Origin of the sequence: Streptomyces sp. NPDC126497, from assembly GCF_040302425.1 — a bacterium.
Taxonomy (GTDB): Bacteria; Actinomycetota; Actinomycetes; order Streptomycetales; family Streptomycetaceae; genus Streptomyces.
This window is the reverse complement of sequence record NZ_JBEORT010000008.1, coordinates 37110-56032: the sequence shown is the minus strand read 5'-3', so window position 1 is coordinate 56032 and position 18923 is coordinate 37110. Positions and strand designations below refer to the sequence as shown.

The following is an 18923-nucleotide window of genomic DNA, read 5'->3' as shown; positions in this document are numbered from 1 at the left end:
GGCCGGGCCCCGGACTGGGCAGGGCCCGGCCGCGCCGGAAGGAGTAGCAGCGGGATCGGCCTGTGCAGGGGGAGCTTCCCCGGCTGGCGTGCACCGCACGCGGAACCCTCAGACGACGGGCCCGGTATCAGTGACTTCCGGCCCGGCAAGGTTCCGGATGAACCGACGCCGGGGCTCGGGAGCGGGGAAGCGCTCGAAGGTTCCCTCAGCGGTCCGGTGAATGCTGTCGATGCCGTAGTGGTGCAGGAACCTGAGTTCATTCGGAGCCAACGGCGCCGGGAAGAGGGCGGAGAGCCGGTCGACCGGCGCGGGCGCGTGATGCGCGTAGTCGAGCAGTTGGGCAAGCGCGGCCCTTACATGGGTTCGCTCGACGCGGCTCTTGGCCTCGATCAGTTCGCGGCCATCGGGACCATCGAGGTACAGATCGCAGATTCCGGCGGCCGTAGCGAAACGCTTGGCCCGCGCTTCTGTCAGCGAGGCACAGTAGGCGTGCACCAATTCCGCTTCGATTCGGTCGAACAGGAGTCGGCGTGCGGACTGCTCCACCGTGACGGTGCGCGTGTGCTGCTGTTCCACCTGCATCATGCGCACCTTGCCGGGCGGGATTGCACCGGCCTGTTCGAGTGCGGTACGCGTGGTGATGAGCAGTCCGTCGATGCCGGCTGCAGCCTGTTCGCCCGATAGCACCAGCTGACCGGGATATTTGAAGGCGGGCTTGTAACCGAGCAACGCGTTCAGCACGGCGTAAGGCAGTTCAGTCGTCTGGAACTCGCGCAGGCTGTACACCGTGTGCCAGCTCTCGCCACCTTGACCGGGTGGCCACAGCACGTCCGCGAATTCGCGGTTGCGGAAGATCGCTCCGACCTCGCCGATGGCCCGGACATGGTTCTTGCCGGTAAAGAGCACCACGTCCCCGGTGGTGACGGCCGCCATCTTGCTGTCGTGCCCTGGTCTGGCACCCCAGAAGCGGGAGCGTCCTTCCGGGTGGAGGATCAGGAGCTGCCTGCGCTGATCCTCGGTCAAGTAACGGTTGTACCGCTCGTCGGCGAAGGGAACAGTCCGGTCGAGCGTGTCCCTCCAGTGCTGCCGGGACTCCGCACTTCCGTAGGACGGTGATATCAGCAGACGGGGCTCAGACGGCTCCGTCCGTGCGCGGCGTTCGGGCTCGAACTCGTAGCCCGGGGAGGGCGACTCCACGTCGCCGGGGTCGTCGTGTGCCGGCATCGCCTGATGGGCGTTCTCACGAGTGACATCAGCAAGCCCCATTACCTGATCATATGATCACTCTTCGAGTCACGGAAAGGCAGCCGGATCACTCGCCGGAAACCCCTACGAGCGGGCGGCCGATGTTCCGAACATCCCGACGGCCCTCGTGTCGACAGTTGCGAGTGCGCCTTGCCGCCGGCGACCTGGCCGAGTCAGGGCCGGGGAACGACCGTTCCGAGGAACTGATCCCACGCCGTGAGCTCGAACGTCAGCATCACTCCGTCTTTCTCCTTGGAGTCACGTACGTGCACGGCTCCGGGGACGTGCGCAACCTCCACGCAACTGTCACCCTCGGACCCGCTGTAGCTACTCTTGAACCAGTCCAGCTCACTGACGGTGCTCATAGCGCTCCTCGCATCCTCTGCAACAACTCCACCGAGTCCGCCGGGGACAGGGCCTGCGAGCGCATCTTGGCATAGCGCATCTGCATCACACTCACAGCTTCTCGGTCGGAGACGAGCTGCCCGGTCTTCTGCCCTTCCGCGTACCCGAGCCACTGCCGCTCCGGGGTCTCCAGAAGCTGCATCGGCCCGTCCGTGCCCGCATGGTGAGGCTGCCGTAGCGGCATGACCTGCAGCTCCACGTTCCACGGCTCCGTGCAGGTGAGGAGATGACCGAGCAGGTCATGGGTGACCTGCTCGCCGCCCGTGTGCCGCAGCAACACCGACTCCTCGACGATGAAGCTGAACGCGATCGGCGGCTCTCGGCACAGCAGGTCCTGCCGCGCCCGCCGCGCCGCGATCCGCTGCTCCAACTGCTCCTGGGTGGGCGGAGGCGGCACATTGAGCATCACCGCCCGCGTGTACGCCTCGGTCTGGAGCAGCCCGGGCACCACCCGGCACTCGTACGTACACAGGCTGACCGCCACCTCCTCCAACTGCGCCCACTCCCGGAACCAGACCGCCAGGCCACGCTGCCGCCCGACGTGCCGGGCCATGGCCCGCAGCACCCCGAACGCCTCCAGCTCGTCCTCCACCCGCTCGACGAAAGCGACGGTCGGCATCCGCCGCCCCTGCTCGACCGAGGCGACCGAGGCGTGCGAGTAGTTGAGCCGCTCGGCGAGCTGCTCCTGGGTGAGCAGGGCGCGTTCCCGGAACGTTTTCAGGGCCGCGCCGAACGCTCTGAGACTGTCGGACGGCTCGAGTGCGCTGCTGTTCGCCATGGACGACGACCCCCTTGTCACGCTGGTGGCACACCTTGCAGCCGTACAACGACCGGGCGACCGGGCGGGGTCACGGGCAAGGCCCGGCCACGGCCCGTACAGGCCGGCGTGTACGGGCCGCGGAGCCCACCGGACGCGCCCGCCTGGGGCAGTCTGCACGGGACCGGTTCTGGTGGTGGCCGCGCCTCACACGCTGAACAATTACGTCGTCCAGAAGTCCAGCGGGCAGCCCGAACAATGGCTTGAGACGCTGGACGCCAAGGCGTGGGCCACACCGCTGGCCTGTCTGGCCGTCGCCATGGTCGTCGACGCACGCCAGTTGCACCGCGGCAAACGCACCATGCCGGATGTGCTCCTGCCCTCCGAACGGGTCGACGGCGACAGCGTGGGCGCGCTGCTGCGCTACGCCGCCTGGAGGGTCCCGTGGAGTCTGCTCATCACCCTGCGCTATCTGCGGCTGCGCCGCTCCCTGATGTACACCACCGCTGTGACACCCTCGGACGACGCCACAGTGCGACTACGCGAGGCAGCGGTCGGCATCACCTCCCGAATGGGTGCCTCCGACCCCCTGAAGCCCGGCAGAGGGACACACTTCGCGCCTGGTTGAAGCAGGCCCGTCCGTGCGACGCCCGTCGCATATGGCTGTTCCTCACACCCTTCGTCCTCAGTCTGCCGGCGTTGCTGTTCCTCGGTGTCGGCTCCTTCGCCGCGACATCCGGTCTCCAGGAGTTCTTCAGCACCGGCGCGGGACCGAAGATCCTGATGGGCTTCGGTGTCGCCGCCCTCCTCTGGATCGCCTGGCAGTCGTCCGTCCTGCTACCCGCTCGGCGGGCAGTCCCGGCCCAGTCTCCGGGCGAGCCGCTCACCGTCCACCGCTTCCGGCTCGCCACCGCGCTCGGGTCGGGCACAACGGGCGTCTTCTTCCTCCATCGCGGGCTCGGCAGCACGGGTCACGTCCCGCGTCGTGGTGCAGGGGATCAAGAGCTGCACGTTCCGGTACGACGTCCTTGGTGATCTCCGCGGACGCGGCAGTCCACGGGGTGCCGTGCCGAGGCGAGTCGAACGCCCGGGTCCGGCAGGACTCTCGTCCCGACCTGCGGATTCCGGCCCCGTGATCGGCTGCACCACCTGGCGGGACGCCATCCATGGAGGTCTTCGCGTCCTTGGCCGCTCACGCTGTCGCGGTGGACACTTCCTTGTCCGCTTCAGAATTCGAGGCCCTGCCCCTCAGCGCCGTGGCCGACGCGGCGACCGGCAGGCAGGACTTCGAACTACTCGCCGGGCTCCCGGACACGTTCGCCGACGACCGCGACGACGTCGCGGTCAAGGTTTTCCGCTTGTACGTCCATAAGGGCGGCCGGACCAGTCTCCAGCTCTTTCGGTTGGGCACCGAAGTGCGCCACACGCCGACCGCCCTCGCCGCCCGCGAGTCGGTGCCCTCCCCCACGTTCGGAGACATCTTCGGCCGGGCGGACGAGGCCCACCCGCCTCTGTGAGCACACCGGCTCCGATGGCCGCCGGCGACACAGCCTGACGGATGACCTACCACGCAGACTGCCGCCGACAGCCAGCGTGATCACAGCAGCCGGCCGAATGCCTGGTCGGCGTCGGCCACCGCTTCGGGGTGGACGTCGTGGGCGGTGCGGCCGTCGGCGATCTTCCGCCAGTTGGTCCGGGCGAGCACCCGTTGGACCGCGAGTACCTGGGCGGCCAGCAGGCGTGCCCGGATGCCTTCGCCCAGGGCCTCCGCCAGTGCCTCCTCGTCCTCGAGCTGGTACCGCGTGAGCCGTCCTGCCAGGCTTGGTGTGGTGAACACCAGCCGATGGAACGCCACCACCTCGGGATGATCGTTGAGTCCGGTGACGGGGTCGTACCGATCGAGGCCGGCCCGGAAGTGCCGGTGCAGCGCCGTCACCGGCTCGATGCCGGACTTACGGTCGCGTACGACCCGCGCCGCCTCGCCCTGGTGGTCCGCGAACCGGTACAGCACCAGGTCTTCCTTGGTGGGGAAGTACCGGAAGAGAGTCGGCTTGGAGACCTCGGCCGCCGCGGCGATGTCGTTGACCGAGACGCGGTCGAAGCCGCGCTCCAGGAACAGCGAGACGGCCGCGTCACCGATGGCGTCGCGCGTCCGCTCCTTCTTACGGGCCCGCAGTCCCGTCGACTCGCTCATCCGACCACCGTAACATTCGTTACCGAGTTGCTTTTTTAACCAAGTAACGTTTCCATGGATGGCATGGCTCAGACAGACATTCCTCCCGTGCTCGTCACCGGGGCGACGGGCCGGGTCGGCCGCGTCGTCATCGACCAGCTCCTCGACGCGGGCGTACCGGTCCGTGCCCTCACCCGTCGCTCCGAGGCGGCGGCGGCCCTGCCGGCGAAGGTCGAGGTCTTCACCGGCGACCTCGCTGTGCCCGAGTCGCTCGACCCGGCGTTGAGGGGCGCCGGTGCGGTCTTCCTCGTCTGGACCGCCCCGCCTCAGACCGCGGAGGCAGTCGTCGAGCGGCTGGCAGCCCACGTGCGGCGGGTCGTCTTCCTCTCCTCCCCTCATCGGACGCCGCACCCCTTCTTCCAGCAGCCCAATCCCATGGCGGTGCTGCACGCCGACATCGAGCGGCTCATCGCGGCCACCGGACTCGAGTCGACGATCATCCGGCCGGGGATGTTCGCGTCGAACTCGCTGGCCTGGTGGGCGCCCGCGATCCGGGCCGGTGAAGTCGTCCGGTGGCCTTACGGTGCTGCCGAGTCGGCACCGGTCGACGACCGCGACATCGCAGCCGTCGCGGCGCAGACGCTCTATCAGGGCGGATACGTCGGAAGCGACTACGTCCTCACGGGTCCCGAATCGCTGACCCAAGCCGCGCAGGTGGACGTCATCGGTGACGCCCTGGGGCGCCGGATCGCATTCGAGGAGGTGACTCCGGACGAGTTCCGAAGTCTGTGGGAGGGTACGGTGCCCAGCTCGGCCGTCGACATGCTGCTCGCCGCGTGGAGTGCGGCGGCCGGACAGCCCGCGTACGTCACCACCACGGTGGCCGACGTCCTCGGGAGGGCGCCGCGAACGTTCTATCAGTGGGCCGTTGACCACGCCATTGCGTTCACAGAGGGTTCCTGACGTGTTCCCCGGTCTGAGGGGTCCAGGGATTCCGGCCCGGGTCTCCGCATCCGTGTCGAGCCGGTGACCGAGAAGGTCGCCCAGGAGGCCGTCGGCCTCCTCGAGGAAGCCGGCCTCCACGGCCACCAGTGCGCCGTCGACGCGTCACCGCCCGCCGCGGGACGGCCCGGCCGGTCGGACGGGCCGCCGTTTCCGCGGGAGCCCTGTGATCCGGCCGGGCGCGTCGCCCGTTCCCCGTCCCTCAGTGCGGGGCGGGGACCTGCGCGGTGCGCCGTACGCCGACGGCGGCGAGCACGGCGCCCACCACGCACAGCACGCCGGTGACGAGCACGGCACCGTGGACCCCGTTCATGAAGGCCTGGCCGCTGCCCTCGACGACCGCGGCCCTCAGATCGGCGGGCATGTCACCGGAGACCGGGGAGACGCCCATCGCCACCGCGTCCTTGGCCTCCGCCAGGCCCTGCGCCACGGGGGCGGGCACTCCACCGGCGGTCAGTTCGCCCTCAAGCGTCGAGCCGACACGGCTGCTGATCAGCGAGACGAGGACGGAGGTGCCGAGCGCGCCGCCGATCTGCAGCGAGGTGGCCTGCAGACCGCCGGCGACACCGGCGTCCTTGACGGGGGCGTTGCCGACGATGGCGTCGGAGGAGGCCGCCATCACCATGCCGACGCCCAGGCCGAGGGCGATGAACGGCGGCCACAGCGCGCCGTAGGAGGAGTGCGCGTCCCAGGTGAGCATCCAGAAGGACGCGGCGGCCTGGAGGACCATGCCCAGCGGCATCGACAGCCGCGCGCCGAAGCGTTCGGTGAGCGCGGCGCCGATCGGCGAGGCGACGACGGAGGCGAGGCTGAGCGGCAGGGTGCGCACGCCGGCCTCCACGGGGGTGAAGCCGCGGACGTTCTGCAGGTACAGCATCACGAAGAAGATCACGCCGAGCAGGACGAAGAAGTTGACGGCGGTGATGATCGTGCCGATCGTCAGCGCGGGGCTGCGGAACATGCGCATGGGGAGCAGCGGGTGCTCGACGCGCGTCTCGTACCAGCCGAAGGCCAGCAGGATCACGAGGCCCGCGGCGACGGTGCCCAGGGTGCCGGCGGAGGTCCAGCCCCAGGCCTCGCCCTTGACCACGCCGAAGACGACCGCGAGCAGTCCGAGCGCCAGCAGGACGACACCGGGGATGTCGAAGCGGTGGTGACCGGTGGGGTTCTTGCTCTGCGGCAGGACGAGCGCGCTGAACACGAGCGCGACGACGCCGATGGGGGCGTTGATGTAGAAGACCGACTCCCAGTCGACGTGTTCGACGAGCAGGCCGCCGACGATGGGGCCGAGCGCGGTCGACACGGAGGACACCATCGCCCAGATGCCCACGGCCATGCCGAACTTCTTCGGCGGGAAGACCGCCCGCAGCATTCCCAGGGTGTTGGGCATGAGCAGGGCTCCGAAGAAGCCCTGCAGGGCGCGGAAGGCGATGACGCCCTCGATCGAGCCGGCCAGGCCGATCGCCACGGAGGCCGCCGTGAATCCGGCGACACCGATCAGGTAGTACGTGCGCCGGCCGAAGCGGTCGCCCAGCTTGCCGCCGAGGATCAACGCGGCGGCCAGGGCGAGGAGGTAGGAGTTGGTGACCCACTGCAGATCGGCGGTGGACGCGTCGAGGTCACGTCCGATCTCGGGGTTGGCGATGGACACGACGCTGCCGTCGAGCCCGACCATGAACAGGCCGAAGGCGACGGCGATCAGGGTCAGCCACGGATTGCTCCGGCGACCGCGCCGGTCGCCCTCGGGGGCGTCGGCGGACAGGGGTGAGTGATCCACGGCGGTGGAGGACATGAAGGTGATTCCCGGGTGTTGAGAACAGGGGGCGGCGCCCGCCGGGCCGAATCGGCCGGGCGGGTTCCGCGGCGTTGCCGTCAGTGGGCGGGGTGGAGACGCCGCGCGAGGTTGCTCAGAGCGGAGAGGGCCGATCCGATGGCGTCGAGATCCCCGTCGGTGAGGGTGTGCAGCGCCTCGGTGACGTAACCGTGCCTGAGGTCGTCCACCCGGGCCAGGTCCTGCCGCGCCCGTACCGTGAGGTGCAGGTGCGCCACCCGCTTGTCGTGGGCGTCCTGCCGGCGTTCCAGCAGTCCCTGCCGGGTCATCTGGGAGACCAGGGCGCTGACGTTGTTCGGCTTCATCAGCATCACGTCGGCGGCCTCGCGCACGGCGATGCCGTCCCGCTCCGCGACGAGCCGCAGCAGCGCCAGCTGCCCCTCGGGGGGCTTGGGCATCGCGACGTCCTGGGCGAGGCGTCGGTCCACCGCCCGGTTCAGCGTCGGCAGGATCGCCGTCAGCTCACGGGCCACGCGGCTGAGGTCCTGGTCGGACGGGTGGGAACCGGGCATCCCCCCACCTTACTATGTCTCCATACCTATGAACACATGTCTTTCTGCCGGGTGGTCCTAACCGACCCGCTGCATCGCCTTCCGGTGCCGCTCCGTCATCGTGGCCCCGGACTCGCGGCGGGCCATCCTGCGCAGGACGGACGGGGCGAGGAGCAGCCCGGCGACCGCCCAGGCGCCCAGCACGCCCACCGTCTCCAGGTACCGCCAGGACTCACCGACCTCGGCGGCGACCGCCCCGGCCGGCAGCAGCGCGGCCCGCAGACCGAGGCCGAGCCAGTACACGGGGAAGACCTGCCCCACGATCTGCAGCCACCCGGGCAGCTCCGACAGCGGGGAGTAGATCCCGGAGATCACGATCAGCCCCATCACCGGGAGCATCAGCAGCCCGACGGTGCGCGGGTTGTCGACGAGCGAGCCGATGACGGCGCCCACGGGCAGGGTCGCCAGGAGGCCCAGCGGCACCACCCACACCAGGGTCAGCAGCGCTCCGCCGCCCTGCCGGGCCACCCCGTCCACCAGGAACACGCCGACGACGAGGGGGAGCGCCATGGAGACGAGGACCGTGCCCGACACCATGACGACCTTGCCGACCAGGTGGCCGACCATGCCGTGCGGCACGGCCTTGGCCCGCAGCAGCGTGCCGTCCTCGCGCTCGGCCGCGAGGAGCTGCGCCGTGGTCATCACCCCGGTGAACGCGAGCGTCATGCCCACCATGCTCGGCAGCATGAACGCGCCGGCCGAGATGCCCGCGCCCTCCAGCCGCTCGTCCCCCGCCAGGAACAGCGGCACCATGAGCAGGACCGTCCAGAGCACGTACCCGAACACGTCCTGGCCGGAGGTGAAGGTCTGCCGCAGTTCCGTCCGGCCGCGTCGCACCCCCACCGCCGCCGCGTGCCACACCGGACTCATCGCAGTCCCTCCCCGAAGGCGTGTGCCGCCCGCTCGCCGGGGGCGCTCCCCGCCTCCAGCTCCCGCACCATCGTCAGATAGGTGTCCTCCAGGCTCGCCCGGCGCACCTCGAGATCGCCGATCGCCTCGCCGTGCTCCTCGAACAGCAGGCGGACGAACCGGGTGGGTTCGGCCGTCGACTGCTCGAAGGGCCGCCCGTCCCGGGTCCAGCGCACGGTGGCCTCGGCCGACGCCCGCCGGGACAGCTCCTCGGCCGGGCCGTCGGCCACGATCCGGCCGCCGGCCAGGATGAGGATCCGGTCGGCGAGCTTCTCCGCCTCGGCGAGGTCGTGCGTGGTCAGCAGGACGGTGGTGTTCTCGTCCGCGAGCCCGCGCACCAGGCCGTGGAACTCGTTCCTGGCCTCCGGGTCCAGACCGGCCGTCGGCTCGTCCAGGAACAACAGTTCGGGCCTGCCCACGATGCCGACGGCCACGTCGAGACGCCTGCGCTGCCCGCCCGACAGGGTTCCGACCCTCTTGTCCGCCTGTCCGGTCAGTCCCACCGCGGCGATGAGCTCGTCGACGTCCCAGGGCCGCCGGGCCAGGGCGGTGGAGTACGGGACGTAGTACGCGCCGAGGTGGGACAGCAGCTCCCGCACCCGCCACTTGCCGTGGTCGCGCCAGGACTGCAGGACGACGCCCAGGCGTGCGCGCCACCGCTCGTCCCCGCGTGCCGGATCGGCGCCGAGGACGGTCACGTCGCCGGCCGACCGCATCCGGAAGCCCTCCAGGACCTCGATCGTGGTCGTCTTGCCCGCCCCGTTCGGGCCGAGCAGCACCAGGACCTCGCCCCGCCGGGCCGTGAAGTCCACGCCCCGCAGCACCTCTTGGCTGCGGTAGCGCATCCGCAGACCCCGTACGTCGATGACCGTGTCGCTCTCCGGCGGCGGGCCGTCCCCCGCGCCGGACACGACGTGCGCAGGCGCCACCGGTGTCCCCCGTCCCTCTCGTGGTCCGTCCTCCGGGATCCGGGGTCGAAGCGCGCCGGCAACAGCCCTTCGAGCCCTCCCGGACGAACACATTACCGAACGGTTCGGCCGGCACGGCCGGGCGCCGACCCTCGGGGAGGGGGCCCGGGTGCGGCCGCCGCGCTCCGGCCGGCGTCCCCGCGGGCGGCCCGGGAAGCGTCCGCGTGGCGGTCCCGCACGCGGTGCGCGCCGGGTGCGCGTGCGGCAGCCGCCCTCCGGCTCCCCTTCCCGGCGGGCGGCCCACCGGTCCTTCACGCGCCGCGGGGGCGGGCCGGAGGGACTTCACCGCTTCCGGTCCCCCAGGGCCGCGGCGACGGTCAGCGCGGTGCCGGCGAGGAGCGGCAGCAGCATCGCGGCGAACAGCCACCCGGGCACGTCCGGGTCGGGCGCGGAACGCCACAGGATGCCGCAGCCCATGAGCAGGGAGACGCCGATGCACGTGTTGAGCAGCAGCAGGGCCCGAGCGGTCCGGCGTGCCGAGGCACGGCTGCCGGGCCTGTTGAGCACGGACGGGGCCGGCCCGGCGGCGAACGACGGCCGGTCCGTGCCCGGCAGTTCGTCGCGCGGCGTCATGCGCAGGGCCAGCTCGGCGCTGCCGGTCATCAGCACCGTCAGGCCCGCGTACACGAAGACCAGGACGAACGCGCTGCCGATCGACCGGTCCGTCCAGGCGTCCACTCCGTCGACACCGATGTGCTTCGGTATCCGCTCCGGCAGGTGGGAGTAGCGGAGCGCGCCCCAGACGCCCATGGCGGCGAGGAGGGCGACGTTGGGGAGCAACCAGAGCCGGACGGCGGGGGAAAGCACCATGCCGTCGATCATCCGACGGAACGCGGGCGCATCGGAAGCGTTCGCACGCATCCGCGTCGCGCGGACCCGCCGCCCGTGGACGGCCCCGCCTCGCGCCCGGCCGGGCAGCGGCCTGACCTCTCGTCAGTGCCCTGTGGGAGCGCTCCCGGATCCGAAGACCCCGCCCGGAGTCATCCGTGCGGCAGGGGGCACACGTCATGCCGGAACCGGAGGCCCTCTCGCCGGACCGTGCGGGAGACGACGGGGCACGCCGGGAACCGGCCCGGCAGATCTCGAAGCCGCGGTGTTTGAAAGCGGGCCGACGGTAAAGACGATGCACTAACAGAAACTTTATACGACGAGGTAGGAGACCTGTCATGGGAATCATCGCTTGGATCCTCATCGGCCTGCTCGCGGGCTTCATCGCCAAGGCCCTGATGCCGGGCAAGGACCCCGGCGGCGTCGTCATCACCATGCTCATCGGCATCGCGGGCGGCCTCCTCGGCGGCTGGCTCGGCAAGGTGATCTTCGGTGTCGACTCCATCGACGGCTTCTTCGACCTGTCCACCTGGATCGCCGCCATCGTCGGCTCCGTCATCCTGCTCGCCCTCTACCGCATGGTCACCGGCAACCGCCACTCCCACCGCCACGCCTGATCCGGCGTCCGCACCGCACGGAACGGCCCCTCGTCGCACGCGACGAGGGGCCGTTCCCCTTCCGCGGCGCCCGCCCCACCGAACCGGCCGGTCCGGCGTCGTCTCGCCCGTCCCTTCGGACGTCCGGGCCGCGGCGGTGAGCCGTCCTCGGCCAAGTCCTCCCCCGGTCGTCGCCCGCACCGTCGAACCGGTCGGCGGCCGTGCGCGGGGCCCTCCCCCGCGGACGCGCGGCCGAAGCGGAACTGACAGGGTGAACGCATGCACCTGTACGAAGAACGTCTCGGTGTGCCGAGGACGTGGTACGGGCTTGCCGTCCTGCCGGGTGTGATGGCCGCCCTGGTCCTGCTGCCCTTCGGGCCCGTGGTCGCCGTCGGCGCGCTCGCCACGGTGGTGGTCCCGACCGCGCTGGGGCTGTACGCCTACGGCGCCTCCCGCATCACGGTGACGGACGGTCACCTCACGGCGGGCTCGAGGCGCCTCCCCCTCGCCTCGCTCGGCCTGGCGGAGATCCTGGACGCCGAGGAGGCGTTCCTCTGGCGCACCCGACGGGCCGACGTGCGGGCCGTGATGCTGCTGCGCAGCTACGTCCCGACGGCTCCGCGCATCGAGACCGACCACCCGGACTGCCCGGCGCCCTGCCTCTGCCTCTCCACCCGCCGGCCGACCACCCTCCTGGCGGTGCCGGCCTTCGCCCGCCGCTGACCGACGCCGACCGCCGGGCGGCCGCTCCCGTCCGGACGAGGGCGGCCGCCGGCCCCACCGGCCCCGTGCCCGGCCCCGAGCCGGTCGTCGGGAACGAGGACCGGTACGGCCGGGACCCGAGGGGACGGAGCGGCCCGGGGTACCCGTCCGTCGACACGAACCGGAGTGACCGGTCCTTCACCGGTCTGCCCGGCGCGGTCCTGCCCGGCGCCGGGTCACGTCCGACCGGGTGCGCAGGCGCGGGGCCGGCCCGACGGCGGCCGGCCCGGCCCGGCCGAGGAGCGGATCACCGGCTGCGGCCTGTCCGCCCGCGCCCACCGGTGCTGTCAGGCCGCCCGCCGTGTCCGTTGCCCGTGGCCGCGGATGATCTCCGCGTACCGGTGGCCGGAGCCCTTGACGGTGCGGGCCTGGGTGGCGTAGTCGACGTGGACGAGGCCGAAGCGCTTGTCGTAGCCGTAGGCCCACTCGAAGTTGTCCAGCAGGGACCAGGCGAAGTAGCCGGCCAGCGGGGCGCCCTTGCGGGCCGCGGACGCGCAGGCGGCCAGGTGCCGGGTGAGGTAGTCCTGGCGCTCCGGGTCGTCGATGGTGCCGTCGGGGCGGACGACGTCCGGGAAGGCGGAGCCGTTCTCGGTGACGTAGAGCCTGCGGGCGCCGTACTCGTTCGTCAGGCGCAGCAGCAGGGTCTCGATGCCGCTCGCGTCGATCTCCCAGTCCATGCCGGTGCGCGGCACGCCGTCCCGGCGCACGAACGCGGCGCGGGGCGCCGGGCCGCCGGGGTCGTCGGCCACCACCTGCGGGAAGTAGTAGTTCAGGCCGAGCCAGTCGAGCGGGGCCGCGATGGTCTCCAGGTCGCCCTGCTTCTCCGGGAGTTCGACGCCGTAGACCTCGCGCATGTCCTCCGGGAAGCCGCGGCCGTGCACCGGGTCGAGCCACCAGCGGTTGGTGTGGCCGTCCATGCGGACGGCGGCGGCCCGGTCCTCGGGGCGGTCGCTCGCGGCGTGGACGGTGGAGAGGTTGTTGACGATGCCGACCTGGGCGTCGGGGGCCGCGGCGCGGATCGCGCGGGCGGCCAGGCCGTGGCCGAGCAGGAGGTGGTAGGAGGCGCGGACCGCTGCCGTCAGGTCCGTCCAGCCCGGGGCCATCGTGCCCTCCAGGTGGCCGATCCAGGCCGAGCAGAGGGGCTCGTTGAGGGTCGCCCAGTGGGTGACGCGGTCGCCGAGGCGTTCGGCGACGGCGGAGGCGTACGCGGCGAGGTGCTCGGCGGTGTCGCGCTCGGGCCAGCCGCCGCGGTCCTGGAGGGTCTGCGGCAGGTCCCAGTGGTAGAGGGTGACCGACGGGGTGATGCCGGCCTCGAGCAGGCCGTCGACCAGTCGGTCGTAGAAGGCCAGGCCCTCGGCGTTCACCGGGCCGTCGCCGCCCGGCACCACGCGCGGCCAGGCGACGGACAGCCGGTAGGCGTTGGTGCCGAGGCGGCGCATCAGGCCGATGTCCTCGCGCCAGCGGTGGTAGTGGTCGCAGGCGACGTCACCGTGGTCGCCGCCCGCGATCGTGCCGGGGGTGTGCGAGAAGGTGTCCCAGATCGACGGGGAACGGCCGTCCTCCGCCACGGCCCCCTCGATCTGGTACGCCGAGGTGGCCGTGCCCCACAGGAAGTCGTCGGGGAGGGCGGCGTAGTCGATGGTCACGGAAGTCCTTTCGGGATCGGGGAAGCCGACGGTCACTTGACGGCTCCCGCCGTCAGGCCGGCGACGAGGTAGCGCTGCAGCAGCAGGAAGCCGGCGACCACGGGCACGCTCACCACGAGCGAGGCGGCCATGATCTGGTTCCAGTACACGTCGTTGAGGGTGGAGTAGCCCTGGAGGCCGACGGCGAGGGTGCGGGTGGTGTCGTTGGTCATCACGGACGCGAAGAGGACCTCGCCCCAGGCGGTCATGAAGGCGTAGACGGCGACCGCGACGATGCCGGGGACGGCCGCCGGGACGACGACCCGGAACAGCGCGCCGAGCGGGCCGCAGCCGTCCACCGTCGCCGCCTCGTCCAGGTCGCGCGGGACCGAGTCGAAGTAGCCGATCAGCATCCAGATGGAGAAGGGCAGGGAGAAGGTCAGGTACGTGAGGATCAGGCCGCCGCGCGAGCCGAACAGGGCGATGCCGGTGGCGTTGCCGATGTTGACGTAGATGAGGAACAGCGGGAGGAGGAAGAGGATGCCGGGGAACATCTGCGTCGACAGCACGGTCACCGTGAAGACGCGCTTGCCGCGGAAGGAGTAGCGGCTGACGGCGTACGCGGAGAACACCGCGATCACCACCGAGCAGACGGTCGCCGCGCCCGCCACGATCAGCGAGTTCACGAAGTAGCGGCCGAGCGGGACCGTGGACCAGATGTCGATGTACGGGCGGATCGTCAGCTCGGTCGGCAGCCAGCGGAACTCGCCGGTGACGTCGGCCAGCGGCTTCAGCGAGCTGGAGACCATCACGTGGACCGGGAGCAGCACGAAGCCGGTGAGCAGGGTCAGGAAGACCCGCCGGGACCAGAGGAACGAGCGGGGCGGGGCCATCGGGGACCGGGGCAGGCTCATGGGGCGGTCCTCCGTCCGCGTGAGGTGAGGGCGAGGTGGACGCCCGTGACGGCGAGCAGGAAGAGCAGGAGCAGGACCGACATCGCGGCGCCTGTGCCGAAGTTCCAGGTGACGAAGGACGCCTGGTAGATGTGGACGGAGATGAGGTCCGCGGCCTCGGGAGCGGTCTTGCCGAACATGACGTACGGGGTGTTGAAGTCGTTGAACGTCCACAGGAACAGGACCAGGACCAGGACCTGGTTGACGGGGCGGAGCGACGGCAGGGTGATGCGGCGGATCTGCTGGAGCATGCCGGCGCCGTCGAGGGCGGCGGCCTCGTACAGCTCGCGCGGGATGTTCTGCAGGCCGGCCATCACGATGAGGAAGGCGAACGGCCAGCCCTTCCACACCGAGACGATCAGCAGCGCGACGAAGCTGTTGTCGCCGATCAGCCAGAACGACGGCTCGTCGGTGAGGCCGAGCTGGTCGTGCAGGACGTGGTTCACCAGGCCGTTGTCGTGCTGGAACATGAACACCCAGGTGATGACGGCCGCGTAGACCGGCAGGGCGTACGGCACCAGGAACAGGGCGCGCAGCAGGCCTCGGCCGCGGAAGGCGTCCTGCATGAAGACCGCGGCGGCCGTGCCGATCAGCCAGCACAGGCCGACGGACAGCAGGGTGAAGGCGACGGTGACGAGGAACGAGTGGAGCAGGGCCTTGCCGACGGGGGCGTCGAAGTCCACCGACACCGCGTAGTTGTCGAGGCCGGCCCAGGGGGCGGCGCCCCAGTCGCGGAGGGAGAACTGGGTGAGTTCCTTGAGGCTCATCACGGTGCCGATGACCATCGGCACCAGGTGGACGAGGAGTTCGAGGAGCAGCGCGGGCAGCAGGAGCAGGTAGGGCAGTCCGATGCGGCGGATCCGCCCGGTGCGGCGGCGGGGGCCGCGCGCCGCACCGGGGGAGCCCTTGCGCACGGCGGCCTCGGCCGCGGGAGCGGTGGCGGTCATGGCGGTGTCGGGTCTCACTTCTCGGGCATCTGCTGCTGCGCCTTGGCGAGCGCGGCCTTCACCGAGCCGGTGGTCACCTCGCGTCCGGCGGCGGCGTCGGCGAACAGTTCCTTGACGGCCGTGCCGACGGCGGTCTCGAACTGCGACTCGTCGGGCACCTGCGGCAGGGCGACGGCGCTCTTGGCGAGGGTGTCCTTCAGTACGGCGTTGGCGGGGGTGCTGAAGGCGGGGTCCTCCTGGGCGGCCTTGACCGGCGGGATGGAGCTGTACGCCGTGTTGAGGATCTTCTGCTCGGCGTCGCTGGTCATGAACTTCACGAACTCCACGGCGCCGTCGAGGTTGTCGGTGTTCCTGAAGACGGCGAGGTTGATGCCGGCGACCATGGAGTTGACCTGCTTGCCGGATCCGGGTGTGCCGGACCGCACCGGTACGGGGGCGATGCCGTAGGCGTCCTCGCTCATGCCCTGGGACGTGAGGTTGGCGGAGGCGGACTGCCACAGCAGCATGCCGGTCTTTCCCTTGGCGAAGTCGCTGACCGACTGGTTCTGGGCGTACTCGGCGTTGCCCGGGGCGATGATCCCGTCCTTCGCCATGAGGTCGACGTACTGCTTGACCGCGGCGACCGCTCCGTCATTGGTGAAATCGGCCCTGCCGTCGGCGGTGAAGAAGTCGGCGCCGTGCTGCTGGGCGAAGACGAAGGCGTGGTGGACGTTCTCGGAGGGGTTCGAGCCCTCCACTCCCATCCCCCAGGTGCCGTCCCCGGACAGCTTCTTGCCGGCGTCGACCAGCTCGTCCCAGGTGGCGGGTGGGGCGTCGATGCCGGCGTCGGCGAACATCCGCTTGTTGTAGTAGAGGGCGTAGGCCATGGAGTACAGGGGGACGGCGGCCGGGTCCTGGCCCTCGGCGCCGGTGGAGCCGAGCGCGGAGTCGACGAAGCGGTCCTTGCCGCCGATCCTGTCGAACTGCTCGTCGTCCCACGGCAGGAGGCCGCCGGTCGCCTGGAGCGAGGCGGACCAGGTGTTGCCGATGTTGAGCACGTCCGGGCCCTGGCCGGAGGTGGTGGCGGTCAGGATCCGGTTGAGCAGGTCGGACCAGGGCACCACCTCCAGCTTCACCTTGATGCCGGTCTCCCTCTCGAACTTGTCGAGCTCGGGCTGGAGGACCTTCTTGTCGGCCTCGATGCCGGCGCCCTGGTTGGAGGCCCAGTAGGTGAGCTCCTTCGGCGAGTCGTCGGACCCGCCGCCGGTGCCCGATCCGCCTCCGCAGGCCGAGGCGGCGAGCGCGAGAGACAGGATGACGGCGCCGGTGGCCGCGGCTCGGATTCTGCGCATGGCTCCTGATGTCCCTTTCCGGGTGCGTGGGGCGGTGCCTCGGTGCGGAGAAAGCGCCTCACGGCTTAATTTAGGACGTGAGTTAAACCGCCGCGAGGCGGGACGTCAAGGGTTCGGACGGACTCACCCGACTCTTGCCGCACCCCTTGACTCATCCGTTCCGTGGATGAACCATTCAGCGGCGAGAGAGCGCTCCCAGCACCCCACGCCGTTCACTTCCCGAACCAGGAGAGCCGCCCCATGACGTCCGACTCCCCGTCGTCCACCCGGCCACCGGCCATCGGTCGCCGCACCGTGCTCGGCGCCGCGGCCGCCGCACCGGCCCTGGCCGCACTGCCCTCGGCGGCCTCCGCCGCGCCGGCCGCGAAGCGCGGGAAACCGCACCGGCTGAAGGGCGGGGGCGATCTCGGCCCCAACGTGATCGTCTTCGACCCGTCCACGCCGGGCATCCAGGCCAGGCTCGACGAGGTGTTCGCCCGGCAGGAGTCGGCCCAGTTCGGCACCGGCCGCTACCAACTGCTGTTCAAGCCGGGCACGTACCACGGGCTCAACGCGCAGATCGGCTTCTACACCTCCGTCTCCGGGCTCGGCCTCTCCCCCGACGACACCACCATCAACGGTGACGTGACGGTCGACGCCGGCTGGTTCGACGGCAACGCCACGCAGAACTTCTGGCGTTCGGCGGAGAACCTGGCGCTCGTCCCGGTCAGCGGCACCAACCGGTGGGCGGTCGCACAGGCGGCGCCGTTCCGCCGGATGCACGTGCGCGGCGGGCTCGACCTCGCCCCGTCCGGCTACGGCTGGGCGAGCGGCGGCTACATCGCCGACAGCCGTGTCGACGGCACGGTCGGACCGTACTCGCAGCAGCAGTGGTACACCCGGGACAGCTCGGTCGGCGGCTGGACCAACGCCGTCTGGAACATGGTGTTCTCCGGTGTCGAGGGCGCCCCCGCGCAGAGCTTCCCGGACCCGCCGTACACCACGCTCGCCACGACGCCGCTCTCCCGCGAGAAGCCCTTCCTGTACCTCGACGGCGACCGCTACCGCGTCTTCCTGCCGGCCCTGCGGAGGAACGCGCGGGGCGTCACCTGGGGCAGCGGCACCCCGCGCGGCACCTCCCTGCCGCTGGAGCGCTTCTACGTCGCCAGGCCGGGCGACTCGGCGGCCACCCTCAACCGGGCGCTCGACCAGGGCCTCCACCTGCTGCTCACACCGGGCGTCTACCACGTCGACCAGCCGGTCCGGGTGAACCGCGCGGGCACGGTCGTCCTCGGCCTCGGCTACGCCACCCTGATCCCCGACAACGGCGTCACCGCCCTGAAGGTCGCCGACGTCGACGGCGTACGCCTCGCGGGCTTCCTGATCGACGCCGGTCCGGTCAACTCCCCCACCCTGCTGGAGGTCGGCCCGGACCGGGCGCGCCGGGACCACTCCGCGGACCCCATCACCGTGCAGGACGTCTTCATCCGCATCGGCGGTGCGGGGCCCGGCAGGGCGACCACCAGCATGGTGATCAACGCCCGGAACACCATCGTCGACCACACCTGGGTGTGGCGCGCCGACCACGGCGAGGGCGTCGGCTGGGAGACCAACCGCTGCGACTACGGCGTCGTCGTCAACGGCCACGACGTGCTCGCCACCGGCCTGTTCGTCGAGCACTTCAACAAGTACGACGTGCAGTGGAACGGCGAGCGCGGCCGCACGGTCTTCTTCCAGAACGAGAAGGCGTACGACGCCCCCGACCAGGCCGCGATCCAGAACGGCCCGATCAAGGGCTACGCGGCCTACAAGGTCGGCGACCGGGTCACCACCCACGAGGGCTGGGGCATGGGCAGCTACTGCTACTACAACGTGAACCCGGACATCGTCCAGCACCACGGCTTCGCCGCCCCGGTCCGTCCCGGCGTGCGCTTCCACAACCTGCTGGTGGTGTCGCTGAGCGGGCACGGCCAGTACGAGTGCGTCATCAACGACACCGGGGCCCCGACCTCGGGCAGCGACACCGTGCCGTCCAAGGTGGTGTCCTACCCCTGACCCTCC

20 protein-coding genes are annotated in these 18923 nt (G+C 70.9%); 7 read left to right on the top strand and 13 right to left on the bottom strand.

The annotated features are described in order from the left end of the window. Positions 1-108: 108 nt before the first annotated feature. From ABTY20_RS06960 to ABTY20_RS06950, 3 genes are all read right to left on the bottom strand, one after another. Complete coding sequence (locus ABTY20_RS06960; RefSeq protein WP_351995924.1) at positions 109-1266, bottom strand: hypothetical protein; 1158 nt, start codon at positions 1264-1266, stop codon at positions 109-111. Positions 1267-1418: 152 nt separating this feature from the next. Continuing rightward, positions 1419-1610: a DUF397 domain-containing protein gene (locus tag ABTY20_RS06955; protein ID WP_351995923.1), complete on the bottom strand. Its 192-nt coding sequence runs from the start codon at positions 1608-1610 to the stop codon at positions 1419-1421. Then, positions 1607-2428: a helix-turn-helix domain-containing protein gene (locus ABTY20_RS06950; protein ID WP_351995922.1), complete on the bottom strand. Its 822-nt coding sequence runs from the start codon at positions 2426-2428 to the stop codon at positions 1607-1609. Before ABTY20_RS06950 ends, ABTY20_RS06955 begins: the two co-directional genes overlap by 4 nt. A gap of 172 nt (positions 2429-2600) precedes the next feature. On the opposite strand from ABTY20_RS06950, the gene ABTY20_RS06945 reads away from it, so the two are divergent. The 3 genes from ABTY20_RS06945 to ABTY20_RS06935 all read left to right on the top strand — a co-directional run bounded on the left by ABTY20_RS06945 (position 2601) and on the right by ABTY20_RS06935 (position 3924). Beyond that, positions 2601-3035: a hypothetical protein gene (locus ABTY20_RS06945; RefSeq protein WP_351995921.1), complete on the top strand. Its 435-nt coding sequence runs from the start codon at positions 2601-2603 to the stop codon at positions 3033-3035. After that, positions 3032-3442, top strand: a complete 411-nt coding sequence (locus ABTY20_RS06940) for a hypothetical protein (protein WP_351995920.1) — start codon at positions 3032-3034, stop codon at positions 3440-3442. The genes ABTY20_RS06945 and ABTY20_RS06940 overlap by 4 nt, the downstream gene beginning before the upstream one ends. Before the next feature lie 131 nt (positions 3443-3573). Further along, positions 3574-3924 (top strand): hypothetical protein, encoded by a 351-nt coding sequence (locus ABTY20_RS06935; RefSeq protein WP_351995919.1) that lies wholly within the window; start codon positions 3574-3576, stop codon positions 3922-3924. Between the two features lie 80 nt (positions 3925-4004). On the opposite strand, the gene ABTY20_RS06930 is transcribed toward ABTY20_RS06935, so the two are convergent. After that, the gene (locus ABTY20_RS06930) at positions 4005-4601 is read right to left on the bottom strand and encodes a TetR/AcrR family transcriptional regulator (RefSeq protein ID WP_351995918.1); all 597 of its coding nucleotides are present in this window, start codon (positions 4599-4601) and stop codon (positions 4005-4007) included. 63 nt (positions 4602-4664) lie between these two features. Here ABTY20_RS06930 and ABTY20_RS06925 point away from each other — a divergent pair, with 63 nt between their 5' ends. Next, a complete protein-coding gene (locus ABTY20_RS06925) occupies positions 4665-5543 on the top strand; it encodes an NAD(P)H-binding protein (RefSeq protein WP_351995917.1) in 879 nt (292 codons plus the stop codon). A gap of 241 nt (positions 5544-5784) precedes the next feature. Here the strand turns inward: ABTY20_RS06925 and ABTY20_RS06920 are convergent, their stop codons facing one another. The 5 genes from ABTY20_RS06920 to ABTY20_RS06900 form a co-directional block, all read right to left on the bottom strand. Then, complete coding sequence (locus ABTY20_RS06920; protein ID WP_351995916.1) at positions 5785-7374, bottom strand: MFS transporter; 1590 nt, start codon at positions 7372-7374, stop codon at positions 5785-5787. An 80-nt stretch (positions 7375-7454) separates the two neighbouring features. Next, positions 7455-7925: a MarR family winged helix-turn-helix transcriptional regulator gene (locus ABTY20_RS06915; protein WP_351995915.1), complete on the bottom strand. Its 471-nt coding sequence runs from the start codon at positions 7923-7925 to the stop codon at positions 7455-7457. A gap of 57 nt (positions 7926-7982) precedes the next feature. Then, positions 7983-8834: an ABC transporter permease gene (locus ABTY20_RS06910; protein ID WP_351995914.1), complete on the bottom strand. Its 852-nt coding sequence runs from the start codon at positions 8832-8834 to the stop codon at positions 7983-7985. Next, the gene (locus ABTY20_RS06905) at positions 8831-9718 is read right to left on the bottom strand and encodes an ABC transporter ATP-binding protein (RefSeq protein WP_351995978.1); all 888 of its coding nucleotides are present in this window, start codon (positions 9716-9718) and stop codon (positions 8831-8833) included. Before ABTY20_RS06905 ends, ABTY20_RS06910 begins: the two co-directional genes overlap by 4 nt. 405 nt (positions 9719-10123) lie before the next feature. Further along, entirely contained in the window at positions 10124-10651 is a 528-nt protein-coding gene (locus tag ABTY20_RS06900; protein ID WP_351995913.1) for a DUF1648 domain-containing protein, read from the bottom strand. A gap of 356 nt (positions 10652-11007) precedes the next feature. On the opposite strand from ABTY20_RS06900, the gene ABTY20_RS06895 reads away from it, so the two are divergent. Together ABTY20_RS06895 and ABTY20_RS06890 are read left to right on the top strand one after the other, a co-directional pair. Further along, complete coding sequence (locus ABTY20_RS06895; protein WP_351995912.1) at positions 11008-11286, top strand: GlsB/YeaQ/YmgE family stress response membrane protein; 279 nt, start codon at positions 11008-11010, stop codon at positions 11284-11286. A 258-nt stretch (positions 11287-11544) separates the two neighbouring features. Beyond that, positions 11545-11988, top strand: coding sequence for a DUF3093 domain-containing protein (locus ABTY20_RS06890; protein ID WP_351995911.1), 444 nt, complete (start codon positions 11545-11547; stop codon positions 11986-11988). A gap of 326 nt (positions 11989-12314) precedes the next feature. Here the strand turns inward: ABTY20_RS06890 and ABTY20_RS06885 are convergent, their stop codons facing one another. From ABTY20_RS06885 to ABTY20_RS06870, 4 genes are read right to left on the bottom strand one after another with little or no spacing between them, the layout of a single operon-like run. After that, entirely contained in the window at positions 12315-13673 is a 1359-nt protein-coding gene (locus tag ABTY20_RS06885) for a GH1 family beta-glucosidase (RefSeq protein ID WP_351995910.1), read from the bottom strand. Between the two features lie 32 nt (positions 13674-13705). Then, positions 13706-14545, bottom strand: coding sequence for a carbohydrate ABC transporter permease (locus tag ABTY20_RS06880; protein ID WP_351995977.1), 840 nt, complete (start codon positions 14543-14545; stop codon positions 13706-13708). Between the two features lie 17 nt (positions 14546-14562). After that, positions 14563-15552, bottom strand: coding sequence for a carbohydrate ABC transporter permease (locus tag ABTY20_RS06875; RefSeq protein WP_351995976.1), 990 nt, complete (start codon positions 15550-15552; stop codon positions 14563-14565). 14 nt (positions 15553-15566) lie between these two features. After that, positions 15567-16883, bottom strand: a complete 1317-nt coding sequence (locus ABTY20_RS06870) for an ABC transporter substrate-binding protein (protein ID WP_351995909.1) — start codon at positions 16881-16883, stop codon at positions 15567-15569. Positions 16884-17123: 240 nt separating this feature from the next. On the opposite strand from ABTY20_RS06870, the gene ABTY20_RS06865 reads away from it, so the two are divergent. Beyond that, positions 17124-18917: a pectate lyase-like domain-containing protein gene (locus ABTY20_RS06865; RefSeq protein ID WP_351995908.1), complete on the top strand. Its 1794-nt coding sequence runs from the start codon at positions 17124-17126 to the stop codon at positions 18915-18917. Positions 18918-18923: the final 6 nt, after the last annotated feature.